At 34.4% G+C, this 16,649-nt stretch carries 19 protein-coding genes; 10 read left to right on the forward strand and 9 right to left on the reverse strand.

All coding sequences use genetic code 11. The annotated features are described in order from the left end of the window. Nucleotides 1-64 precede the first annotated feature (64 nt). From CDH50_RS11155 to CDH50_RS11165, 4 genes are all read left to right on the forward strand, one after another. Nucleotides 65-973: a DMT family transporter gene (locus CDH50_RS11155; protein ID WP_100612348.1), complete on the forward strand. Its 909-nt coding sequence runs from the start codon at nucleotides 65-67 to the stop codon at nucleotides 971-973. 193 nt (nucleotides 974-1,166) lie between these two features. After that, the gene (locus tag CDH50_RS11160) at nucleotides 1,167-3,017 is read left to right on the forward strand and encodes a DNA topoisomerase IV subunit B (RefSeq protein ID WP_100612349.1); all 1,851 of its coding nucleotides are present in this window, start codon (nucleotides 1,167-1,169) and stop codon (nucleotides 3,015-3,017) included. A gap of 165 nt (nucleotides 3,018-3,182) precedes the next feature. Further along, nucleotides 3,183-3,317, forward strand: a complete 135-nt coding sequence (locus CDH50_RS15330; RefSeq protein WP_262496128.1) for a hypothetical protein — start codon at nucleotides 3,183-3,185, stop codon at nucleotides 3,315-3,317. 9 nt (nucleotides 3,318-3,326) lie between these two features. After that, a complete protein-coding gene (locus CDH50_RS11165) occupies nucleotides 3,327-5,978 on the forward strand; it encodes a DNA gyrase/topoisomerase IV subunit A (protein ID WP_100612350.1) in 2,652 nt (883 codons plus the stop codon). 7 nt (nucleotides 5,979-5,985) lie between these two features. Here the strand turns inward: CDH50_RS11165 and CDH50_RS11170 are convergent, their stop codons facing one another. Genes CDH50_RS11170 through CDH50_RS11190 form a run of 5 tightly spaced genes read right to left on the reverse strand, consistent with a single transcriptional unit; the run spans nucleotide 5,986 to nucleotide 10,094 of the window. Further along, nucleotides 5,986-6,471 carry a DUF192 domain-containing protein gene (locus CDH50_RS11170; protein ID WP_100612351.1) on the reverse strand — a complete coding sequence of 162 codons (486 nt, stop codon included), beginning with the start codon at nucleotides 6,469-6,471 and terminating at the stop codon, nucleotides 5,986-5,988. Between the two features lies 1 nt (nucleotide 6,472). Further along, entirely contained in the window at nucleotides 6,473-7,402 is a 930-nt protein-coding gene (lgt, locus tag CDH50_RS11175) for a prolipoprotein diacylglyceryl transferase (protein WP_100612352.1), read from the reverse strand. Nucleotides 7,403-7,408: 6 nt separating this feature from the next. Continuing rightward, nucleotides 7,409-8,533: a peptidylprolyl isomerase gene (locus tag CDH50_RS11180; protein WP_100612353.1), complete on the reverse strand. Its 1,125-nt coding sequence runs from the start codon at nucleotides 8,531-8,533 to the stop codon at nucleotides 7,409-7,411. A 3-nt stretch (nucleotides 8,534-8,536) separates the two neighbouring features. Further along, complete coding sequence (gldI, locus tag CDH50_RS11185) at nucleotides 8,537-9,082, reverse strand: gliding motility-associated peptidyl-prolyl isomerase GldI (RefSeq protein ID WP_100612354.1); 546 nt, start codon at nucleotides 9,080-9,082, stop codon at nucleotides 8,537-8,539. Beyond that, on the reverse strand, nucleotides 9,075-10,094 hold the full coding sequence (locus CDH50_RS11190; RefSeq protein WP_100612355.1) for a DHH family phosphoesterase: 1,020 nt from the start codon (nucleotides 10,092-10,094) through the stop codon (nucleotides 9,075-9,077). The genes gldI and CDH50_RS11190 overlap by 8 nt, the downstream gene beginning before the upstream one ends. Nucleotides 10,095-10,272: 178 nt before the next feature. Between CDH50_RS11190 and CDH50_RS11195 the strand changes: the two genes are divergently transcribed. After that, complete coding sequence (locus tag CDH50_RS11195; protein WP_100612356.1) at nucleotides 10,273-10,692, forward strand: nucleoside-diphosphate kinase; 420 nt, start codon at nucleotides 10,273-10,275, stop codon at nucleotides 10,690-10,692. Nucleotides 10,693-10,784: 92 nt separating this feature from the next. On the opposite strand, the gene CDH50_RS11200 is transcribed toward CDH50_RS11195, so the two are convergent. From CDH50_RS11200 to recF, 4 genes are all read right to left on the reverse strand, one after another. Further along, nucleotides 10,785-10,976, reverse strand: a complete 192-nt coding sequence (locus CDH50_RS11200; RefSeq protein WP_100612357.1) for a cold-shock protein — start codon at nucleotides 10,974-10,976, stop codon at nucleotides 10,785-10,787. Nucleotides 10,977-11,091: 115 nt separating this feature from the next. Continuing rightward, nucleotides 11,092-11,283 carry a cold-shock protein gene (locus CDH50_RS11205; RefSeq protein ID WP_100612358.1) on the reverse strand — a complete coding sequence of 64 codons (192 nt, stop codon included), beginning with the start codon at nucleotides 11,281-11,283 and terminating at the stop codon, nucleotides 11,092-11,094. A gap of 91 nt (nucleotides 11,284-11,374) precedes the next feature. Then, complete coding sequence (locus tag CDH50_RS11210) at nucleotides 11,375-11,671, reverse strand: DUF721 domain-containing protein (RefSeq protein ID WP_100612359.1); 297 nt, start codon at nucleotides 11,669-11,671, stop codon at nucleotides 11,375-11,377. A 16-nt stretch (nucleotides 11,672-11,687) separates the two neighbouring features. Continuing rightward, entirely contained in the window at nucleotides 11,688-12,767 is a 1,080-nt protein-coding gene (gene recF, locus CDH50_RS11215; RefSeq protein WP_100612360.1) for a DNA replication/repair protein RecF, read from the reverse strand. Between the two features lie 133 nt (nucleotides 12,768-12,900). On the opposite strand from recF, the gene CDH50_RS11220 reads away from it, so the two are divergent. From CDH50_RS11220 to mutL, 5 genes are all read left to right on the forward strand, one after another. Next, nucleotides 12,901-13,671, forward strand: coding sequence for a tetratricopeptide repeat protein (locus CDH50_RS11220; protein ID WP_100612361.1), 771 nt, complete (start codon nucleotides 12,901-12,903; stop codon nucleotides 13,669-13,671). A gap of 1 nt (nucleotide 13,672) precedes the next feature. After that, nucleotides 13,673-14,158, forward strand: a complete 486-nt coding sequence (ribH, locus tag CDH50_RS11225; RefSeq protein WP_100612362.1) for a 6,7-dimethyl-8-ribityllumazine synthase — start codon at nucleotides 13,673-13,675, stop codon at nucleotides 14,156-14,158. 94 nt (nucleotides 14,159-14,252) lie between these two features. Then, the gene (locus CDH50_RS11230) at nucleotides 14,253-14,489 is read left to right on the forward strand and encodes a hypothetical protein (protein ID WP_100612363.1); all 237 of its coding nucleotides are present in this window, start codon (nucleotides 14,253-14,255) and stop codon (nucleotides 14,487-14,489) included. Between the two features lie 17 nt (nucleotides 14,490-14,506). Beyond that, complete coding sequence (locus tag CDH50_RS11235) at nucleotides 14,507-14,794, forward strand: riboflavin synthase subunit beta (RefSeq protein ID WP_100612402.1); 288 nt, start codon at nucleotides 14,507-14,509, stop codon at nucleotides 14,792-14,794. A 3-nt stretch (nucleotides 14,795-14,797) separates the two neighbouring features. Continuing rightward, nucleotides 14,798-16,648 (forward strand): DNA mismatch repair endonuclease MutL, encoded by a 1,851-nt coding sequence (gene mutL / locus CDH50_RS11240; RefSeq protein WP_100612364.1) that lies wholly within the window; start codon nucleotides 14,798-14,800, stop codon nucleotides 16,646-16,648. Nucleotide 16,649: the final 1 nt, after the last annotated feature.

The following is a 16,649-nucleotide window of genomic DNA, read 5'->3' on the forward strand; positions in this document are numbered from 1 at the left end:
TTGAGCATCGTAATCTGTCAAATTTCTATATTTTATTGAAATAACACTGGGCTATCTTCGCCTTATGGAAATAAAAAAACCGACGACATTTATATATGGTATCCTCATAGGACTTATAGGGATTGTGCTTTTTTCATCAAAAGCGGTGATGGTAAAATTGGCTTACCAATACGATGTTGATGCCATAAGTATTTTGTTTTTACGCATGTTATTTTCATTTCCTTTTTATTTAGCTGTTGTTTTTTGGAATCGAAAAAAAACCGCAGATGCCGTTTTAAAAACTAAAGATTACTATTGGCTTATTTTCTTTGGGGTGGTAGGCTATTATTTATCCAGTTATTTCGACTTTGTTGGGCTTCAATATATTAAAGCTAGTTTAGAACGTATTATATTGTTTCTATATCCCACAATCATCATCATTTTAAATAGAGTGTTTCTTAAAAAAACAATAACATCTAAACAACTATTGGCCATAGGTATAACCTATGTTGGTGTTGTTATTACATTTTGGGGAGAAGTAGTTGTTTCTGGAAGCAACGTGTACTTGGGGGGATTTTTAATCTTGCTTTGTGCCATCACCTATGCGGCGTACTTAGTGGGGAGCGGGTGGTTAATTCCAAAATTCGGAGTTGTAAAATTCACATCCTATGCCATGATTGTATCTTGCGTATGTGTATTTCTTCATTATTTAATTATGAATGAAACCAGTATTTTTAGCTTTACTTGGGAAGTTTATCTACTGGGACTTTTAATAGCCATTTTTGCTACGGTTATTCCTTCGTTTTTGGTTTCCATATCCATAAAAATGATTGATTCCTCCAATTTTGCTATTGTTGCAGGAGCTGGGCCTGTTTCAACCATTATTTTAGCAGGTATTTTTTTAGGGGAACAATTAACGTGGTTGCAGTTGTTTGGTGCCTTGGTGGTTATATTTGGTATTTTGTTGGTATCCTTAAAGAAAGTTAAAATTTAAAATTTAAAAGTTTCTTCAACTAAACAAATCAACATCAACCCATCGCCCAGTACCTAGCACCTAGGACCTAGAACCCAACACCCACCAACGAACTTATCAAAAAATATTGTTAATTACTTTGTGTAATGGCAGTTTCTTTTTTTAAACTGATATACTATATTAGCGTACCCTCACAGAACATGTTAAAAGATATATGATTGAACAAACCAACTACACAGAAGACAATATACGCTCGTTAGACTGGAAAGAACATATTCGTATGCGCCCAGGTATGTATATTGGTAAATTGGGTGATGGGTCTTCTCCAGATGATGGTATTTATATCCTACTAAAAGAGGTTTTGGACAACTCTATTGACGAGTATGTTATGGGGGCAGGCAAAACCATTGAAATTTCAATTCAAGGCAATAAAGTCAGCGTTCGCGATTACGGTCGGGGTATTCCTTTAGGAAAAGTGGTTGATGTAGTTTCTAAAATGAACACTGGAGGCAAGTACGATTCCAAAGCATTTAAGAAATCCGTTGGATTGAATGGTGTTGGTACGAAAGCTGTTAATGCGCTTTCATCCTTTTTCAGGGTTGAATCTACACGCGATAATAAGTCGGCTTCTGCTGAATTTGAACAAGGAAACTTAATCCATCAGGATTTATTGGATGATACGTCTAGGAGAAAAGGCACCAAGGTGTCTTTTGTTCCAGATGAAATTATCTTCAAAAAATACAAGTTTAGAAACGAGTATATTATTAAAATGCTCAAAAACTATGTGTACCTTAATCCGGGGTTGACCATAGTTTACAATGGCGAAAAATATTTTAGTGAAAACGGACTAAAGGATTTATTGAGCGAAAATATTAATGAATCGGATAGAGCGTATCCTATCATCCACTTAAAGGGCGAGGATATTGAAGTCGCCATGACACATAGTAAAACGCAGTATAGCGAAGAATACCATTCGTTTGTAAACGGACAAAATACGACGCAAGGTGGTACGCATTTGGTGGCTTTTAGAGAAGCTTTGGTAAAAACAATCCGTGAGTTTTATGGGAAGAATTACGACCCGTCCGATGTGCGTAAATCCATTGTATCTGCCATTGCCATTAAAGTCATGGAACCCGTGTTTGAAAGTCAGACCAAAACCAAATTAGGCTCTACCGATATGGGTGGCGATCTACCAACGGTAAGAACGTATATCAATGATTTTTTAAAAACCTACCTGGATAACTATTTACATAAAAATCCGGAAACGGCAGATAAAATTCAACGTAAAATTCTTCAGGCAGAACGAGAGCGTAAAGAGTTATCAGGCATTCGAAAATTGGCAAAAGACCGTGCCAAAAAAGCTAGTGTTCACAATAAAAAATTACGTGATTGCCGGGTTCATTTTGGCGATACCAAAAACGATAGAAGTTTGGAATCGACTTTATTTATCACCGAAGGTGATTCGGCTTCTGGAAGTATCACCAAGTCACGGGACGTTAATACCCAAGCCGTTTTCAGTTTAAAAGGAAAACCACTGAACTGTTATGGGTTGAGCAAAAAAATTGTTTATGAAAATGAAGAATTTAATTTGTTGCAAGCGGCACTAAATATAGAAGAATCCTTAGAAGATTTAAGATACAATAATGTGGTCATTGCAACCGATGCCGATGTAGATGGGATGCATATTCGATTATTGCTCATTACATTTTTCCTTCAGTTTTTTCCAGAAGTCATCAAAGAAGGGCATTTGTATATTTTACAAACGCCATTATTTAGGGTACGAAATAAGAAGGAAACGATTTATTGTTATTCGGAAGAAGAACGACGGGATGCCATTGAAAAGTTAAAACCAAAACCAGAAATCACCCGATTTAAAGGACTTGGTGAGATTTCGCCGGATGAGTTCAAGCATTTTATTGGAGAAAACATTCGTTTAGATCCCGTGATGTTGGATGATAACATGTCTATTGAAAATTTATTGGAGTTTTATATGGGCAAAAACACACCTGATAGACAAGAATTTATCATTGATAATTTGAAGGTGGAATTAGATATTATTGAATAAAAGGTGTTCAAAATTATCTATTTGTTATTTTAAGATTAAAAAAATGAGAATTCAATTTAAATATTAGTTAAAATAGAATTAAAATATATAAGTTTAGTTGTAAATTTGCACAAAAAAATCAAATTAACATGACCTGATTCACTCAGGTTTTAAAACTAAATAGATATGTTATATTCAAAAGAAACTAAATTGGTAAGAAGAGAGGTTTATGATTTTGTAACCGCATTTAATAGAAATGTAAATAAAGCCAAAACTAAGCATTCAGGAAAAACGATGCTTACAGGCAAACCAAAAAAATAGTAATAATTAATGATTGAAGACGGTAACGATTTAAATAACGAACAAGACGAACCAAAAGAAACCATTACCCGTGTAACGGGCATGTATAAAGACTGGTTTTTAGATTATGCTTCCTACGTTATATTAGAACGTGCTGTCCCGGCCATTGAAGATGGCTTTAAGCCCGTGCAACGCCGTATCATGCATTCCATGAAGGATTTGGATGATGGGCGTTATAATAAGGTGGCCAATATTGTGGGCCATACCATGCAATATCACCCGCATGGTGATGCTAGTATTGCCGATGCCATGGTACAAATCGGCCAAAAAGATTTATTAATCGATACCCAAGGGAACTGGGGCAACATCTTAACGGGCGACAGTGCTGCGGCATCGCGTTATATTGAAGCACGGCTATCAAAGTTTGCTTTAGATGTTGTTTACAATCCGAAAATTACCGAATGGCAGGCATCCTATGATGGCAGAAGAAAAGAACCCGTAAATTTACCGGTTATGTTTCCTTTGCTATTGGCACAAGGGGGTGAAGGCATTGCGGTTGGACTTTCCACAAAAATATTACCACACAATTTTATTGAACTCATTGATGCTTCCATCAAACATCTAAAAGGCAAGAGTTTTACACTGTTTCCAGATTTTCCAACGGCTGGGATTGCCGATTTTTCAAATTATAATGATGGGTTGCGTGGCGGACGTGTCCGTGTACGAGCCAAAATATCACAGCTCGATAAATACACACTCGCTATTACCGAAATTCCTTTTGGAACCAATACCTCTACCTTAATTGATTCTATTTTAAAGGCTAACGATAAAGGCAAAATAAAAATCAAGAAGATTGAAGATAATACGGCTGCCAATGTAGAGATTTTAGTGCATTTACCACCTGGTATTTCGCCTGACAAAACCATTGATGCCCTTTATGCTTTTACAAGTTGTGAAACGCCTATATCGCCTTTGGGCTGTGTTATTGAAGATAACAAACCTTTATTTATTGGTGTTTCGGAGATGTTACGTCGTTCTACCGATAACACGGTGCAACTTTTAAAGAGTGATTTAGAAATAAAATTAGACGAACTCGAGGAACAATGGCATTTTGCTTCTTTAGAGCGCATTTTTATTGAAAAAAGAATCTATCGTGATATTGAGGAAGAAGAAACTTGGGAAGGTGTTATCAGTGCCATCGATAAAGGATTGCAACCACATATCAAACATTTGAAGCGTGCCATTACTGAAGAAGATATTGTTCGTTTGACCGAAATAAGGATCAAGCGTATTTCTAAGTTTGATATTGATAAAGCCCAACAAAAAATAGAAGCTTTAGAAGACCAGATCGCTGAAATGAAGCATCATTTAGCACATCTCATAGAATATGCCATCGCCTATTTTACACGGTTGAAAAAAGATTATGGCGAAGGGCGCGAGCGTAAAACCGAAATACGCGCTTTTGATGATGTAGATGCTACTAAAGTGGTGATTCGTAACACCAAACTATACGTCAATCGTGAAGAGGGTTTTGTGGGCATGTCGCTTAAAAAAGATGAATACGTTTGCGATTGTAGCGATATTGATGATATTATCGTATTTACCGGAGAAGGTAAAATGATGGTCACCAAAGTGGATGCGAAAACCTTTGTGGGCAAAGACATTATTCATGTGGCTGTTTTTAATAAAAAAGATAATAGGACCATATATAACATGATTTATAGAGATGGGAAAAGTGGCCCATCTTATATAAAACGATTTGCCGTAACGGGCATTACCAGAGATAAGGAATACGATTTAACCAACGGAAACAAGTTATCCAGTATTTTATATTTTTCGGCCAACCATAATGGGGAAGCTGAGGTGGTTACCATTTTATTGCGTCAGGCAGGAAGCATCAAAAAATTAAAATGGGATATTGATTTTTCAGATATTCTTATTAAAGGAAGGGATTCTAAGGGTAATTTGGTTACTAAGTACCCCATTAAAAAAGTAGAACTCAAGGAAAAAGGGTTGTCAACTTTAAAACCTAGAAAAATTTGGTTTGATGATGCCGTACAACGTTTAAATGTGGATGGTAGAGGCGAACTTATTGGTGAATTTAGAGGTGAAGATCGTATTTTAATCATCAACCAATCGGGCGTGGTTAAAACAATCGTTCCAGAAATTACGGCTCATTTTGATGATGATATGATTGTTTTGGAAAAATGGATTCCTAAAAAGCCCATTTCGGTCATTTATTATGATGGCGAAAAAGAACGTTATTATGTAAAACGTTTTTTAATTGAAAATGAAAATAAGGAAGAGGTTTTTATTTCTGAACATGAAAAGTCGCAATTAGAAATTGTCTCCACCGATTGGCGACCTATGGCAGAAGTGATTTATGCAAAACAAAAAGGTAAAGATGCCAAGGAAACGCAGATCATAAATCTGGAGGAATTCATAGCCATCAAAGGCATAAAAGCGATAGGAAACCAATTGACTACAGATAAAATAAAACAAGTCAATTTATTGGAACCATTAACTTATGAGGCACCCGAAGAAATCCATGCCGACGAATTAGAGGTTTTTGATGAGGAAACTGTTTTAGAGGATGATTCTGAATCCACAGATTCTGATACAAAGAACGATGATGATGGTGGTTTTCAAATTGATGGGGAAGGACAAATAACCTTATTTTAGATTATAATTACCAACTTAAACTATCCCCTTCCTTAAGTAACCAAGTATCAGCCAAGCCCGCGTTGACTTCCAAAACATATTTTGCCGGAACATTTGATGGTAATGAGGTTTCATCAAAAGGTTTAGCATTCTTTTGAAAACTCACCATTTTTTTGTTGTCGTCAATATAGATAATGTCTAAGGGGATTTGTGTATTTTTCATGAAAAAGTAACGTTCCCTAACGTCATCAAAAACAAATAGCATACCTTGGTTGGTTTCCATAGAGATCCTATACATCAAACCCGTTTGAATGTCGTAATCTGTATCGGCAATTTCAATGTCCAATTTTATTTCAGTGGAATCTGATGCTATTTTAAATATAGTTAGATCTGCTTCTTTGTTGAAAGTGACTTCAGTTTGTTTAACTGTTTTTTTTTCGTTTTTACAAGCCGATACAGTTAGAAAAATAAATCCTAAGCACAAATAAACAATTATATATATTTTTCGCCCCATATTATTTTATAGCTTCTTTTGGCTTATAAATAAACATAAAATAAAGACCGGTAATGATGAAAGGAATGCTTAACCATTGCCCAGTATTTAATCCAAACCAATTGATATATTCATCTCCTTGAGGCTCTTTAACAAATTCCACAAAAAAACGAACCGTCCAAAGTAAAATTAAAAAAAGACCAAATAAGAAGCCAGTTTGATCTCTTTTTGGAGTTTTGGAATACACAAACCATAAGATTAAAAATACAAAAATATAACAAAAAGATTCATATAATTGTGCAGGATGTCTGTAGGGAACAGCGTCTAATAAACCAGCAAATTGCGGATTTTCTAAAACAGCATTGTACGCTTTTTGAACGTCTTTAATACCTGTTAATTGGGTGATTTCATATTTGTTGTAGTAATCCTGTATGAAGCGTACACCAAAGTTAGAATCGGTTACCTTTCCAATAATTTCAGAATTAATAAAATTACCTATTCTAATAAAAACGGCACCTGAGGCTACCGAGATAACGACTCTGTCCAGTATCCAAAGCAATGATTTATAGTTGTATTTTTTTCTATATAAATACATGCCGATAATGATGCCTATAGCGGCACCATGACTTGCCAATCCTTGAAATCCTGTAAATTCAATACCATTTTTAAAACTGAATGGTAAAAAAATACTAAAAAAGTCTTCGGAAATAAGTTCCGATTGGTAAAATAATACGTGTCCTAAACGCGCACCAATCATAGTTGCCAAAACGGTATATATAAAAAGTGGGTCTAAATACTCTAAGTTTATCTTTTCCTTAACGAAAATACGTTTCATAATAAACCAACCCAGAATAAAGGCTATAACCCACATAAGGCTATAAAAATGTAGATTAAAGTTGCCTACAATGTTAATGGCCGATACGGGGTTCCAATCAAATTTTAATAAATACATAGATTCTTATTTCAAAATTTCTAAAATTTCAACTTCAAATATCAAATTTGTTTTTGGCGGTATGTCTCTATTTCCACTTTCACCATATGCTAAATGATAAGGGATAAAAACAGTGGCTTTGTCACCAACACTTAGTTGTTTTAATCCTTCTTTAAATCCGGGAATCATTCTGGCATCTGGGCCAATTTCAAATATGATTGGTTCATAACCATTGGCCACTTTTTGGCGTGGGTTAACGGCATCAAGCGCTTCGGCAGTATCTAGTTTGTTGGTTCCCAAAAGTTTGCCGTCTTCAAAATAAACGGTATAATTTCCTAATATTTTATGAGTTTCATCTAGTTTTTCACCTGAGCCTTTTTCGGTAATAATATATTGTAACCCAGAAGGGAGGGTGATTGTTTTTTCTTTTTGTGTCTTGAATTTTTCTTGGTTAGACTTTAGCATAGCCGCTTTTTTTTCTGCTTTTTCCTTTGCGATGCGTTCTATTTCTACAAAATGGTTTTTAAAGATACTGGTAGCATTAAACGATTTCGCGTCTTTACCTTTTCTAATAATGTTTAACTCTTGAATAACAATAGCTTCTAAAGGTTTATTGGCAGAATCGGTTTTTAGATTGGAGATGGAATCCTGGATATCAATTCCCAGAACTAGTTCACCAAAAACGGTATGCACGTTGTCTAGTGAAGGTTTTGGTACTTCGGTTATAAAAAATTGACTTCCATTAGTATTGGGTCCCGAATTGGCCATTGAAAGTATGCCGGGTTTATCGTGCTTTAAATCGGTTTTGAATTCATCATTAAATTTATATCCCGGATTTCCCATGCCATTACCCATAGGGTCGCCACCTTGAATCATAAATCCATCCATAACACGATGGAAAATAAGTCCGTTATAAAATTTTTTGCCTTTATACGTTTCATCAACAAGGGTGTTGGTACCTTCAGCAAGCGATACAAAATTGGCTACCGTTACAGGTGTTTTGTCATAAAATAATTTAGCAACCATAGTCCCTTTAGTAGTAACAAATTCGGCATATATACCATCCTCTAAATCTGGGTATTGTGCCTCACAAGACGAAAACCCCATTATAAAAATCAGGGATAAACCTAGAAGCTGTTTAAAAACTCTCATAAATTAATCGGATTGGTTTTCGGTAATTGAATGCACAGTGACTTCACATATTAGAGGTATGTTTGTCCCAATTTTATTTAAATCGCCATAATATCCATATGCTTTTTGGGAAGGGAATAAGAAGGTAACCGTTTCACCGGTTTTCATAAGTTTTAATCCTTCTCGAAGTCCGGTAAATAATTCTTCCTTATCCATGACATACGTTTTATCTTTTATATCGTCTTTGGAATATATTAAGGAACCATTTAGGTCTTTAACGTTATAATCGTAATTAATAATATCACCAAATTCTGGTGTTTCTAAACTATCAGCATCCACTTTAATGTTGTAATAATACCAAAAACCACTTTTGGAAGCAATGTAATCTTTCTTTTCGCGTTCCATCAATTTTTTAATGGTTGATTGTTCTTTGGCATTTAACTTTTTGTTTCTTTCTACGGAAGCATCAATGAATGAGCCTGTTTTTACAGAAACAGGTCTCCTTGCTTCTGGCATTTTACAGCTAACAAAAGCTATAAAAAAAAGTGCGAGGATTAGTAATTTATTCATTATTTAGGGCTTTATAATAAGTAGGCAATATACTAATAAATTTTTCAACTGTATCTTTTAACGACAACAGGCTTTTACCTCCAGCAGCATTGGTATGGCCGCCTCCTTCAAAATGAGCTCTAGAGAATTCATTAACGGAAAAGTCTCCTTTAGAGCGCAATGATATTTTAATAATGCCTTCTTGTTTATCTTCAATAAAAATGGCAGCCATTACAATATTGTTTAAGGATAAGCCATAATTAACCACACCTTCGGTATCTCCTTTTTTGTAATTGTATTTAGTTAATTCTTTCTGGGTCAACGTAATGTAAGCTGTTCTGTACTCAGGAATAATTTTTAAATTGCTAAGCGCACAACCTAAGAGTTGTATTTTTTCATACGTATTGGTGTCATAAACATTATTATGGATTTGAGAGTTGTTAGCGCCTTTTTCAATCAAATTTGCAGCGATACGGTGTGTATGGCTTGAGGTACACGAAAACCTAAAAGACCCAGTATCGGTCATAATACCAACATATAAACAGGTTGCAATATCAGCATCAATGTTTTTGGTATCTTCCAGCATATCAATAAAATGATATACCATTTCGCAGGTTGAACTCATGGCAACATCCGAAAAAACATAAGTAGCAAAGTCTTCCGGTGCTTGATGATGGTCTATCATTATTTTTATGGCTCTGCTTTGGGCTAAAACAGGTTCCATATTGCCAGCTCTATGCAAGGCATTAAAATCTAAAGTAAAAATAATATCAGCTTTTTGTATTAAATTATCAGATTCTTTTGTTTGGGAATCGTGTTTTAAAACAGTGCTATCACCAGGAATCCACTTCAAAAAATCTGGATAATCATTAGGTGCTATCAGGGTCACTTGGTGATTAAGTTTTTTTAGATAATGATATAAACCAAGGGTGGAGCCCATGGCATCACCATCAGGGTTTTTATGTGGAACAATAACAATCTGTTTTGGTGACTCCAATAATTGTTTAATACGTTCAATATCTTGTTGTGTCATAGGAAGCGAAGATACAATTTTTTTAAAACTGGATTACCTAGTTTTAATGAGAAATACGTTACTTTTGCACCGAAAATTACAAAGAGGTTTTCAAATGTGTTTTCTAAAGATTTGATTAGTTATTTCATGAAAACCTGGTTATCAAATAGTTAAATATCGAATAATTTAAAACAAAAAAATGGCAACAAATAGAACATTTACCATGTTAAAGCCGGATGCTGTAGAAAAAGGACACATTGGTGCAATCCTTGAAAAAATTTCAGCTTCGGGATTTAGAATAGTGGCAATGAAATTAACACAAATGACAAAAGAGGATGCGCAAACTTTTTATGGCATTCATAAAGAACGTCCGTTTTTTGGGGAATTGGTTGAGTATATGACTCGCGGACCGATTGTAGCTGCCATTTTAGAAAAAGATAACGCAGTTGAAGACTTTAGAACGTTGATTGGAGCCACAAATCCTGCCGATGCTGCCGACGGAACCATACGTAAAATGTATGCTGCATCTTTAGGAGAGAACGCTATTCATGGAAGTGATAGTGATGAAAATGCAGCTATTGAAGGTGCTTTCCATTTTTCTGGTAGAGAGATGTTTTAAATAATAGTCGCAATATTGTTATATTAAAAAGCCTGCTTATTAGCAGGCTTTTAAATTTCTAAAAAGTTAAAATAATAGATAATGTATATATATTAGATGACTTTTACGTTTACTGCGTTTAACCCTTTTCTACCTTCCTGTAAATCAAACTCAACGGCATCGCCTTCGCGAATTTCGTCAACTAATCCAGAAATGTGAACAAAATGCTCTTTTTTTGAACCTTCTTCAACAATGAATCCAAAACCTTTAGACTCGTTAAAGAATTTTACGGTACCTTTACTCATACTTAAAAAATTAAATTTGTTATTATAACAAATATAATAGAAAATATTGTTGGAGCAACAAAAAAGCCTGTCAATTAATTGACAGGCTTTTTTTTGTAAATTGTTAAAGTATATATTAGATTACTTTTACGTTTACTGCATTTAGACCTTTTTTACCTTCTTGTAAATCAAATTCTACTGCATCACCTTCACGAATTTCATCTGTTAATCCAGAAATGTGTACAAAATGTTCTTTGTTGTTGCCATCTTCAGTGATAAATCCAAAACCTTTAGAGTCATTGAAGAATTTTACGGTACCTTTACTCATTGTTATAAATATAAAAAATTAAGTGCCAAAGATAGTACTATAATTCGGATTACCTAGTTATTTGTTGTTTTATTTAATTAATTGGTTTTCACTAGCGTAACACTAATTTTTTAATTAATGGTTTTCCAAGTGCTTCATTTAACAAATTAATAATTTTTTCTTTTCCGTAACTTAATTCTTCTCGAAGCACACTGGAACTTAGTTGTACATATAGAATATCACGTTCCAATTGTATGGAAGTTGTATAATTGTTAACACCATTGCCCATCAAGGTTGCCCATGCATCCAAAACATTTACTTTATCTAATCCTTTTTCTAATTTATTGGTTTCGACAAATTCTTTAAGGGCATCGGAAATACTGATATGTTCGTTATGGCGTTTTGGCATATTTAAAAGGTTCTAATTATAATCTAAACATTTCATAAGATTGATGCACTTGTTTGATGACATCTTCCGTGCGTTCAGGGTGCGTATCACTTATAAATAATTGTCCGAAATGTTCATCGTTCACTAATTTAATGATTTGCGCCACACGATTTTCATCCAATTTATCAAAAATATCATCCAATAATAAAATAGGATTCACGCCGCTTTGTGTCTTTATAAAATCGAATTGTGCCAATTTTAAAGCAATTAAAAACGATTTTTGTTGCCCTTGGCTTCCAAATTTTTTAATGGGATGTTCCTTAATATTAAAACTTAAATCGTCCTTATGGATACCAACATTGGTATATTGTAAAGCCTTGTCCTTATTAATGTTATTTTGTAAAAGCGTATTTAGGTTGTTTTCAAATAAATCACTTTCATAAACCAGTTCCACATCTTCTTTATCATTACTTATTACTTTGTATCTCGACTTAAAAACGGGAACAAATGCTTTTAAAAAAGCTGCTCGTTTTTCAAAAATACGTGTGCCATAATCTGTTAACTGATTGTTATAAACATCAATAGTATCCGAATTAAACGTGTGATTCAATGCAAAGTATTTTAAAAGCGCATTGCGTTGCGCCAAGACTTTGGTGTATTTTATTAAATCTGATAAATAACTTTTATCACTTTGTGAAATAACGCTGTCTATAAATTTCCGCCGGGTGTCGCTGCCCTCAATAATAAGGTCTCTATCGGCTGGAGAGATGATGACCAAAGGCAAAAGTCCGATATGGTCACTAAACTTATCATATATTTTGCCATTACGTTTTATTACTTTTTTTTGTCCGCGTTTTAAACTCACCACTATTTTTTCGGTGCTGTCTTCTTTATGGTAATCGCCGCTAATGACAAAAAAATCCTCGTCATGTTTAATATTTTGCGTCGCAACTGGGTTAAAATAGCTTTTCCCAAAAGACAAATGATAAATAGCGTCTAAAATATTCGTTTTTCCTAGTCCATTATTACCTACAATACAGTTTATTTTGTCATTAAAGACAAACGATTTACTATCAAAATTTTTATAATTGAGAAGTGAAAGCGATTTTAAAATCATATAAATAATAACTTATAGGGTATTTGGAGTGCAAACTCGTAAAAAGAACTGCAAATTATTGAAAAATATCAAATAAATACCCTTTTAGTTATGAAGAAAAATTATATTTTTGCGGCGCATTAAAATACAATACATGGCAACTTATAATAAAAGAGGAAACAAACCAAAAACAAAAGAAGAGATAGAACACACTATTGAAGAAGGTTCTACAACGGCAGAGGTTTTTAACACACTAGATCAAACGGCTTCAAAAACAGAGGCGTTTGTTGAAAAAAACCAAAAATATATTTTTATTGTCATAGGGCTTGTTGCAGCAGTTGTATTGGGGTATTTAGGGTATAATGAATTTATAGCAAAACCAAAGCAAGTAGAAGCTATGAACGATATGTTTCAGGCCCAGAAATATTTTAATGAAGCTGTTAACGGTGTAGAAAAAGATTCTTTGTTCAACTTAGCGTTGAATGGTGGTGAAGGTAAATTTGGTTTCTTGGATATTATTGAAGAATATAGTGGTACACCAGCAGCAAACTTAGCTAATTATTGTGCAGGTACGTCTTATTTAAGATTGAAAAATTACAAAAAAGCGGTTGAGCATTTAAGCAATTTTAAGAGTGATGACGACATATTGGCGCCATTGGCGAAAGGAAATATTGGTGATGCATTTGTACAATTAAATCAGAGAGAAGATGCTTTAGATTACTATGAGCAAGCAGCTAAATTGAGAACTAACGAGTATACGTCACCTATGTACCTATACAAAGCAGGTGCTATTGCTTTAGAATTAGGCAAAGCGGATTTAGCACTTACTCATTTTCAAAAAATTAAAGATGAATTTCCTAATTCTACAGAAGCAGAAACGATTGATGTATTTATAGGAAAAGCACAAGTGTTGGCAAACAAATAATATGGCAACGGCTAATAAAAACTTATCCGATTACGATAAAGCTACAATCCCAAACGCGAAAGATTTTCGGTTTGGGATTGTTGTTTCTGAGTGGAATGATACCATAACAGAAGGCTTATTTCAAGGGGCTTATCATGCTTTGATTGATAATAATGTATCGCCAGAAAATATTAAAACCTGGCATGTTCCAGGTAGTTTTGAGCTTATTTATGGAAGCAAAAAAATGCAGGAACAATTGGTTGATGCCGTTATTGCCATTGGTAGTGTGATTCAAGGGGAAACCAAACATTTCGATTTTGTTTGTGAAGGTGTTGCCCAAGGCATTAAAGATTTAAATGTGTTGCACGATACCCCCGTCATTTTTTGTGTACTGACCGATAATACCATGCAACAAGCCATAGACCGTTCTGGTGGAAAACATGGCAATAAAGGTACCGAAGCTGCTATTGCTGCTATTAAAATGGCTTTTTTACGGAAAAATAGTTAGTTGCTACTTTATAACTGTTAACAATTTTTAGCAATTCCTTTCCTAGTTTCTCTCTATTTTTAAGTATTTTTGAGGTATAAGCAATACAACTATTTTGTTTAATCAGCGGAAAAATAAATCATTCAATTATAAACCTAGATTTTCTAGAGACACTGATTCAGATGCCAATCAGGTAAATACTGTAAAGGAAACGGATTTCGTTTCTAAATGGAAACAAGGTAGCCACTTGGGTAAGCGCAAAGTAAAAGGGGGCATATCAATAAAAATGCTGATACTTGTTTTGGTATTATTATTGATTTGTATGTATGTATTGGAGAAAAAATACATGTAACAAAAACCGAAGAAATCATGGGACTTTTAAAATTGCGTAAAAATAAAAAATTCAGTTATACGCCTCGTTATTTTGATGACAAAGGAGAAGGTAACCCTTTTGAAATAAAGCATAAATTTGACGATTTTAGAAAAACAGTGGGGAGTAATAACGGACTGAAAACAAAATTTAACAATGCTATAGATGATTTAAAGACAAACCCTGATAGAGAAGCCAATAGACGTATATTGATTATTGTGGGTATTTTACTTCTTATTTTCCTTTTTATCATCGGATTCGATTTATCCATTTTCTTTTCAAAGTAATTCATGGCAGACATCATACAGCTTTTACCAGATCACGTCGCTAATCAAATTGCTGCTGGAGAGGTTGTACAACGTCCGTCTTCTGTAGTCAAGGAACTTTTAGAAAACGCCATCGATGCTGAAGCAACTATCATAAAACTCATTATAAAAGATGCCGGGAAAACCCTTGTTCAGGTCATTGACAATGGTAAAGGGATGAGCACAACAGATGCTCGATTGAGTTTTGAGCGTCATGCCACCTCTAAAATACGCACGGCGGACGATTTATTTCAACTTCATACCAAAGGTTTCAGAGGAGAAGCGTTGGCAAGTATTGCTGCCATTGCCCATGTAGAATTAAAGACTAAACAGGAGCACGATGAGGTTGGTAATGCTATCATTATTGAAGGAAGCAGTATCGTTTCGCAAGATGTTGTGGTGACTCCAAAAGGGACATCCATTTCGGTAAAAAACTTATTTTTTAATATTCCGGCACGTCGTAATTTTTTAAAATCCAATGCGGTGGAATTGCGCCATATTATTGATGAATTTCATCGTGTAGCCTTAGCGCATCCTAACATTTCATTTTCTTTTTTTAATAACGGAAGCGAGGTTTTTAATCTTCCAACGGGGAATTATAGGCAGCGTATCGTTAATATCTTCGGAAATAAAACCAATGAAAAATTAGTCCCTGTTGAAGAGACTACGGAGGTTTTAAAAATAAGTGGATTTGTGGGCAAGCCCGAATTTTCTAAAAAAACCAGAGGCGAACAATATTTTTTTGTGAATGATCGATTTATAAAAAGTGGTTATTTAAACCATGCCATTTCGTCTGCGTTTGATGGTTTATTGAAAAGCGATTTGCACCCAACGTATTTTTTATATTTAACGGTCAATCCGCAAACTATCGATATCAACATCCATCCCACAAAAACGGAGATTAAGTTTGATGATGAACATACCTTGTATGCCTTATTGCGTTCGGCGGTTAAACATAGTTTAGGACAATTTAATATTGCGCCAGTGCTTGATTTTGAGCGTGATCCCAATTTAGATACGCCTTACAATTATAATAAAATAGAAGTCAATAATCCTGTTATTGAAGTAGATAGAAGTTTTAATCCGTTTAAGGAAACTTATAATTCTGGAAAACAAATAACAGCATTTAAAACCCAGACATTAAATAATTGGGATAGTTTGTATGTAGGATTAGAATCCAAAGGAAACGATTTCAGAAAGGAATTTAGTGAAGTCCATTTTGAAAGTGAGGAATCTACGGAATCCATTTTTGGTTCGGAATCACAAGCAGAACAGGTTCAAACAACCTATCAACTTCATAATAAATATATTGTTAGCACCATTAAATCGGGGATGCTTATTTTAGATCAATACAGAGCGCATCAGCGTATTTTGTATGAAGATTTTCTAAAATGTATGACGATAAAAGAAGGGATGAGCCAGCAATTACTATTTCCGCTGGAGCTCCACTTTTCAACAACTGATATTGAAATCATTAAACAGCTAAAAGTGGATTTGGAACATGCTGGTTTTGTGTTTTCAAACATTCATAATGACCTAGTTGAAATCATAGGTTTGCCTATAAATATTCCAGAAAACGAGGTGCGTAATATTTTAGACTATTTAATAAGCGATGTTGAGAATGAAGTGCCCGATAGTAATTTTAGTGCCACCGATTTATTGGCAAAATCCATGGCAAAAAGTTTAGCGATTAAACGCGGGCAATCTCTTAAAAAAGAAGAGCAAGAACATTTGGTAAACAGCTTGTTTGCTTGTAAAGAACCCAATGTGTCACCTAATAACAAAGCCACATTCATCACCATGAGCGTTGATGAATTGGATAAAAAATTTATATAAA

It is taken from the genome of Confluentibacter lentus (genome assembly GCF_002806995.1).
Classification (GTDB): domain Bacteria; phylum Bacteroidota; class Bacteroidia; order Flavobacteriales; family Flavobacteriaceae; genus Confluentibacter; species Confluentibacter lentus.

Bases quoted from the DNA above. Each gene is read 5' to 3' on its own strand.
- lgt (WP_100612352.1), bottom strand. From the start codon at position 7,402: ATGTATTTATTAAAATTTGATTGGAACCCCGTATCGGCCATTAACATT.
- CDH50_RS11205 (WP_100612358.1), bottom strand. From the start codon at position 11,283: ATGAGTAAAGGTACCGTAAAATTCTTCAATGACTCTAAAGGTTTTGGA.
- CDH50_RS11155 (WP_100612348.1), top strand. From the start codon at position 65: ATGGAAATAAAAAAACCGACGACATTTATATATGGTATCCTCATAGGA.
- CDH50_RS11190 (WP_100612355.1), bottom strand. From the start codon at position 10,094: ATGACACAACAAGATATTGAACGTATTAAACAATTATTGGAGTCACCA.
- recF (WP_100612360.1), bottom strand. From the start codon at position 12,767: ATGATTTTAAAATCGCTTTCACTTCTCAATTATAAAAATTTTGATAGT.
- CDH50_RS11200 (WP_100612357.1), bottom strand. From the start codon at position 10,976: ATGAGTAAAGGTACCGTAAAATTCTTTAACGAGTCTAAAGGTTTTGGA.
- CDH50_RS15330 (WP_262496128.1), top strand. From the start codon at position 3,183: ATGTTATATTCAAAAGAAACTAAATTGGTAAGAAGAGAGGTTTATGAT.
- CDH50_RS11165 (WP_100612350.1), top strand. From the start codon at position 3,327: ATGATTGAAGACGGTAACGATTTAAATAACGAACAAGACGAACCAAAA.
- CDH50_RS11195 (WP_100612356.1), top strand. From the start codon at position 10,273: ATGGCAACAAATAGAACATTTACCATGTTAAAGCCGGATGCTGTAGAA.
- CDH50_RS11235 (WP_100612402.1), top strand. From the start codon at position 14,507: ATGGGACTTTTAAAATTGCGTAAAAATAAAAAATTCAGTTATACGCCT.
- CDH50_RS11160 (WP_100612349.1), top strand. From the start codon at position 1,167: ATGATTGAACAAACCAACTACACAGAAGACAATATACGCTCGTTAGAC.
- CDH50_RS11220 (WP_100612361.1), top strand. From the start codon at position 12,901: ATGGCAACTTATAATAAAAGAGGAAACAAACCAAAAACAAAAGAAGAG.
- CDH50_RS11180 (WP_100612353.1), bottom strand. From the start codon at position 8,533: ATGAGAGTTTTTAAACAGCTTCTAGGTTTATCCCTGATTTTTATAATG.
- ribH (WP_100612362.1), top strand. From the start codon at position 13,673: ATGGCAACGGCTAATAAAAACTTATCCGATTACGATAAAGCTACAATC.
- gldI (WP_100612354.1), bottom strand. From the start codon at position 9,082: ATGAATAAATTACTAATCCTCGCACTTTTTTTTATAGCTTTTGTTAGC.
- CDH50_RS11170 (WP_100612351.1), bottom strand. From the start codon at position 6,471: ATGGGGCGAAAAATATATATAATTGTTTATTTGTGCTTAGGATTTATT.
- mutL (WP_100612364.1), top strand. From the start codon at position 14,798: ATGGCAGACATCATACAGCTTTTACCAGATCACGTCGCTAATCAAATT.
- CDH50_RS11210 (WP_100612359.1), bottom strand. From the start codon at position 11,671: ATGCCAAAACGCCATAACGAACATATCAGTATTTCCGATGCCCTTAAA.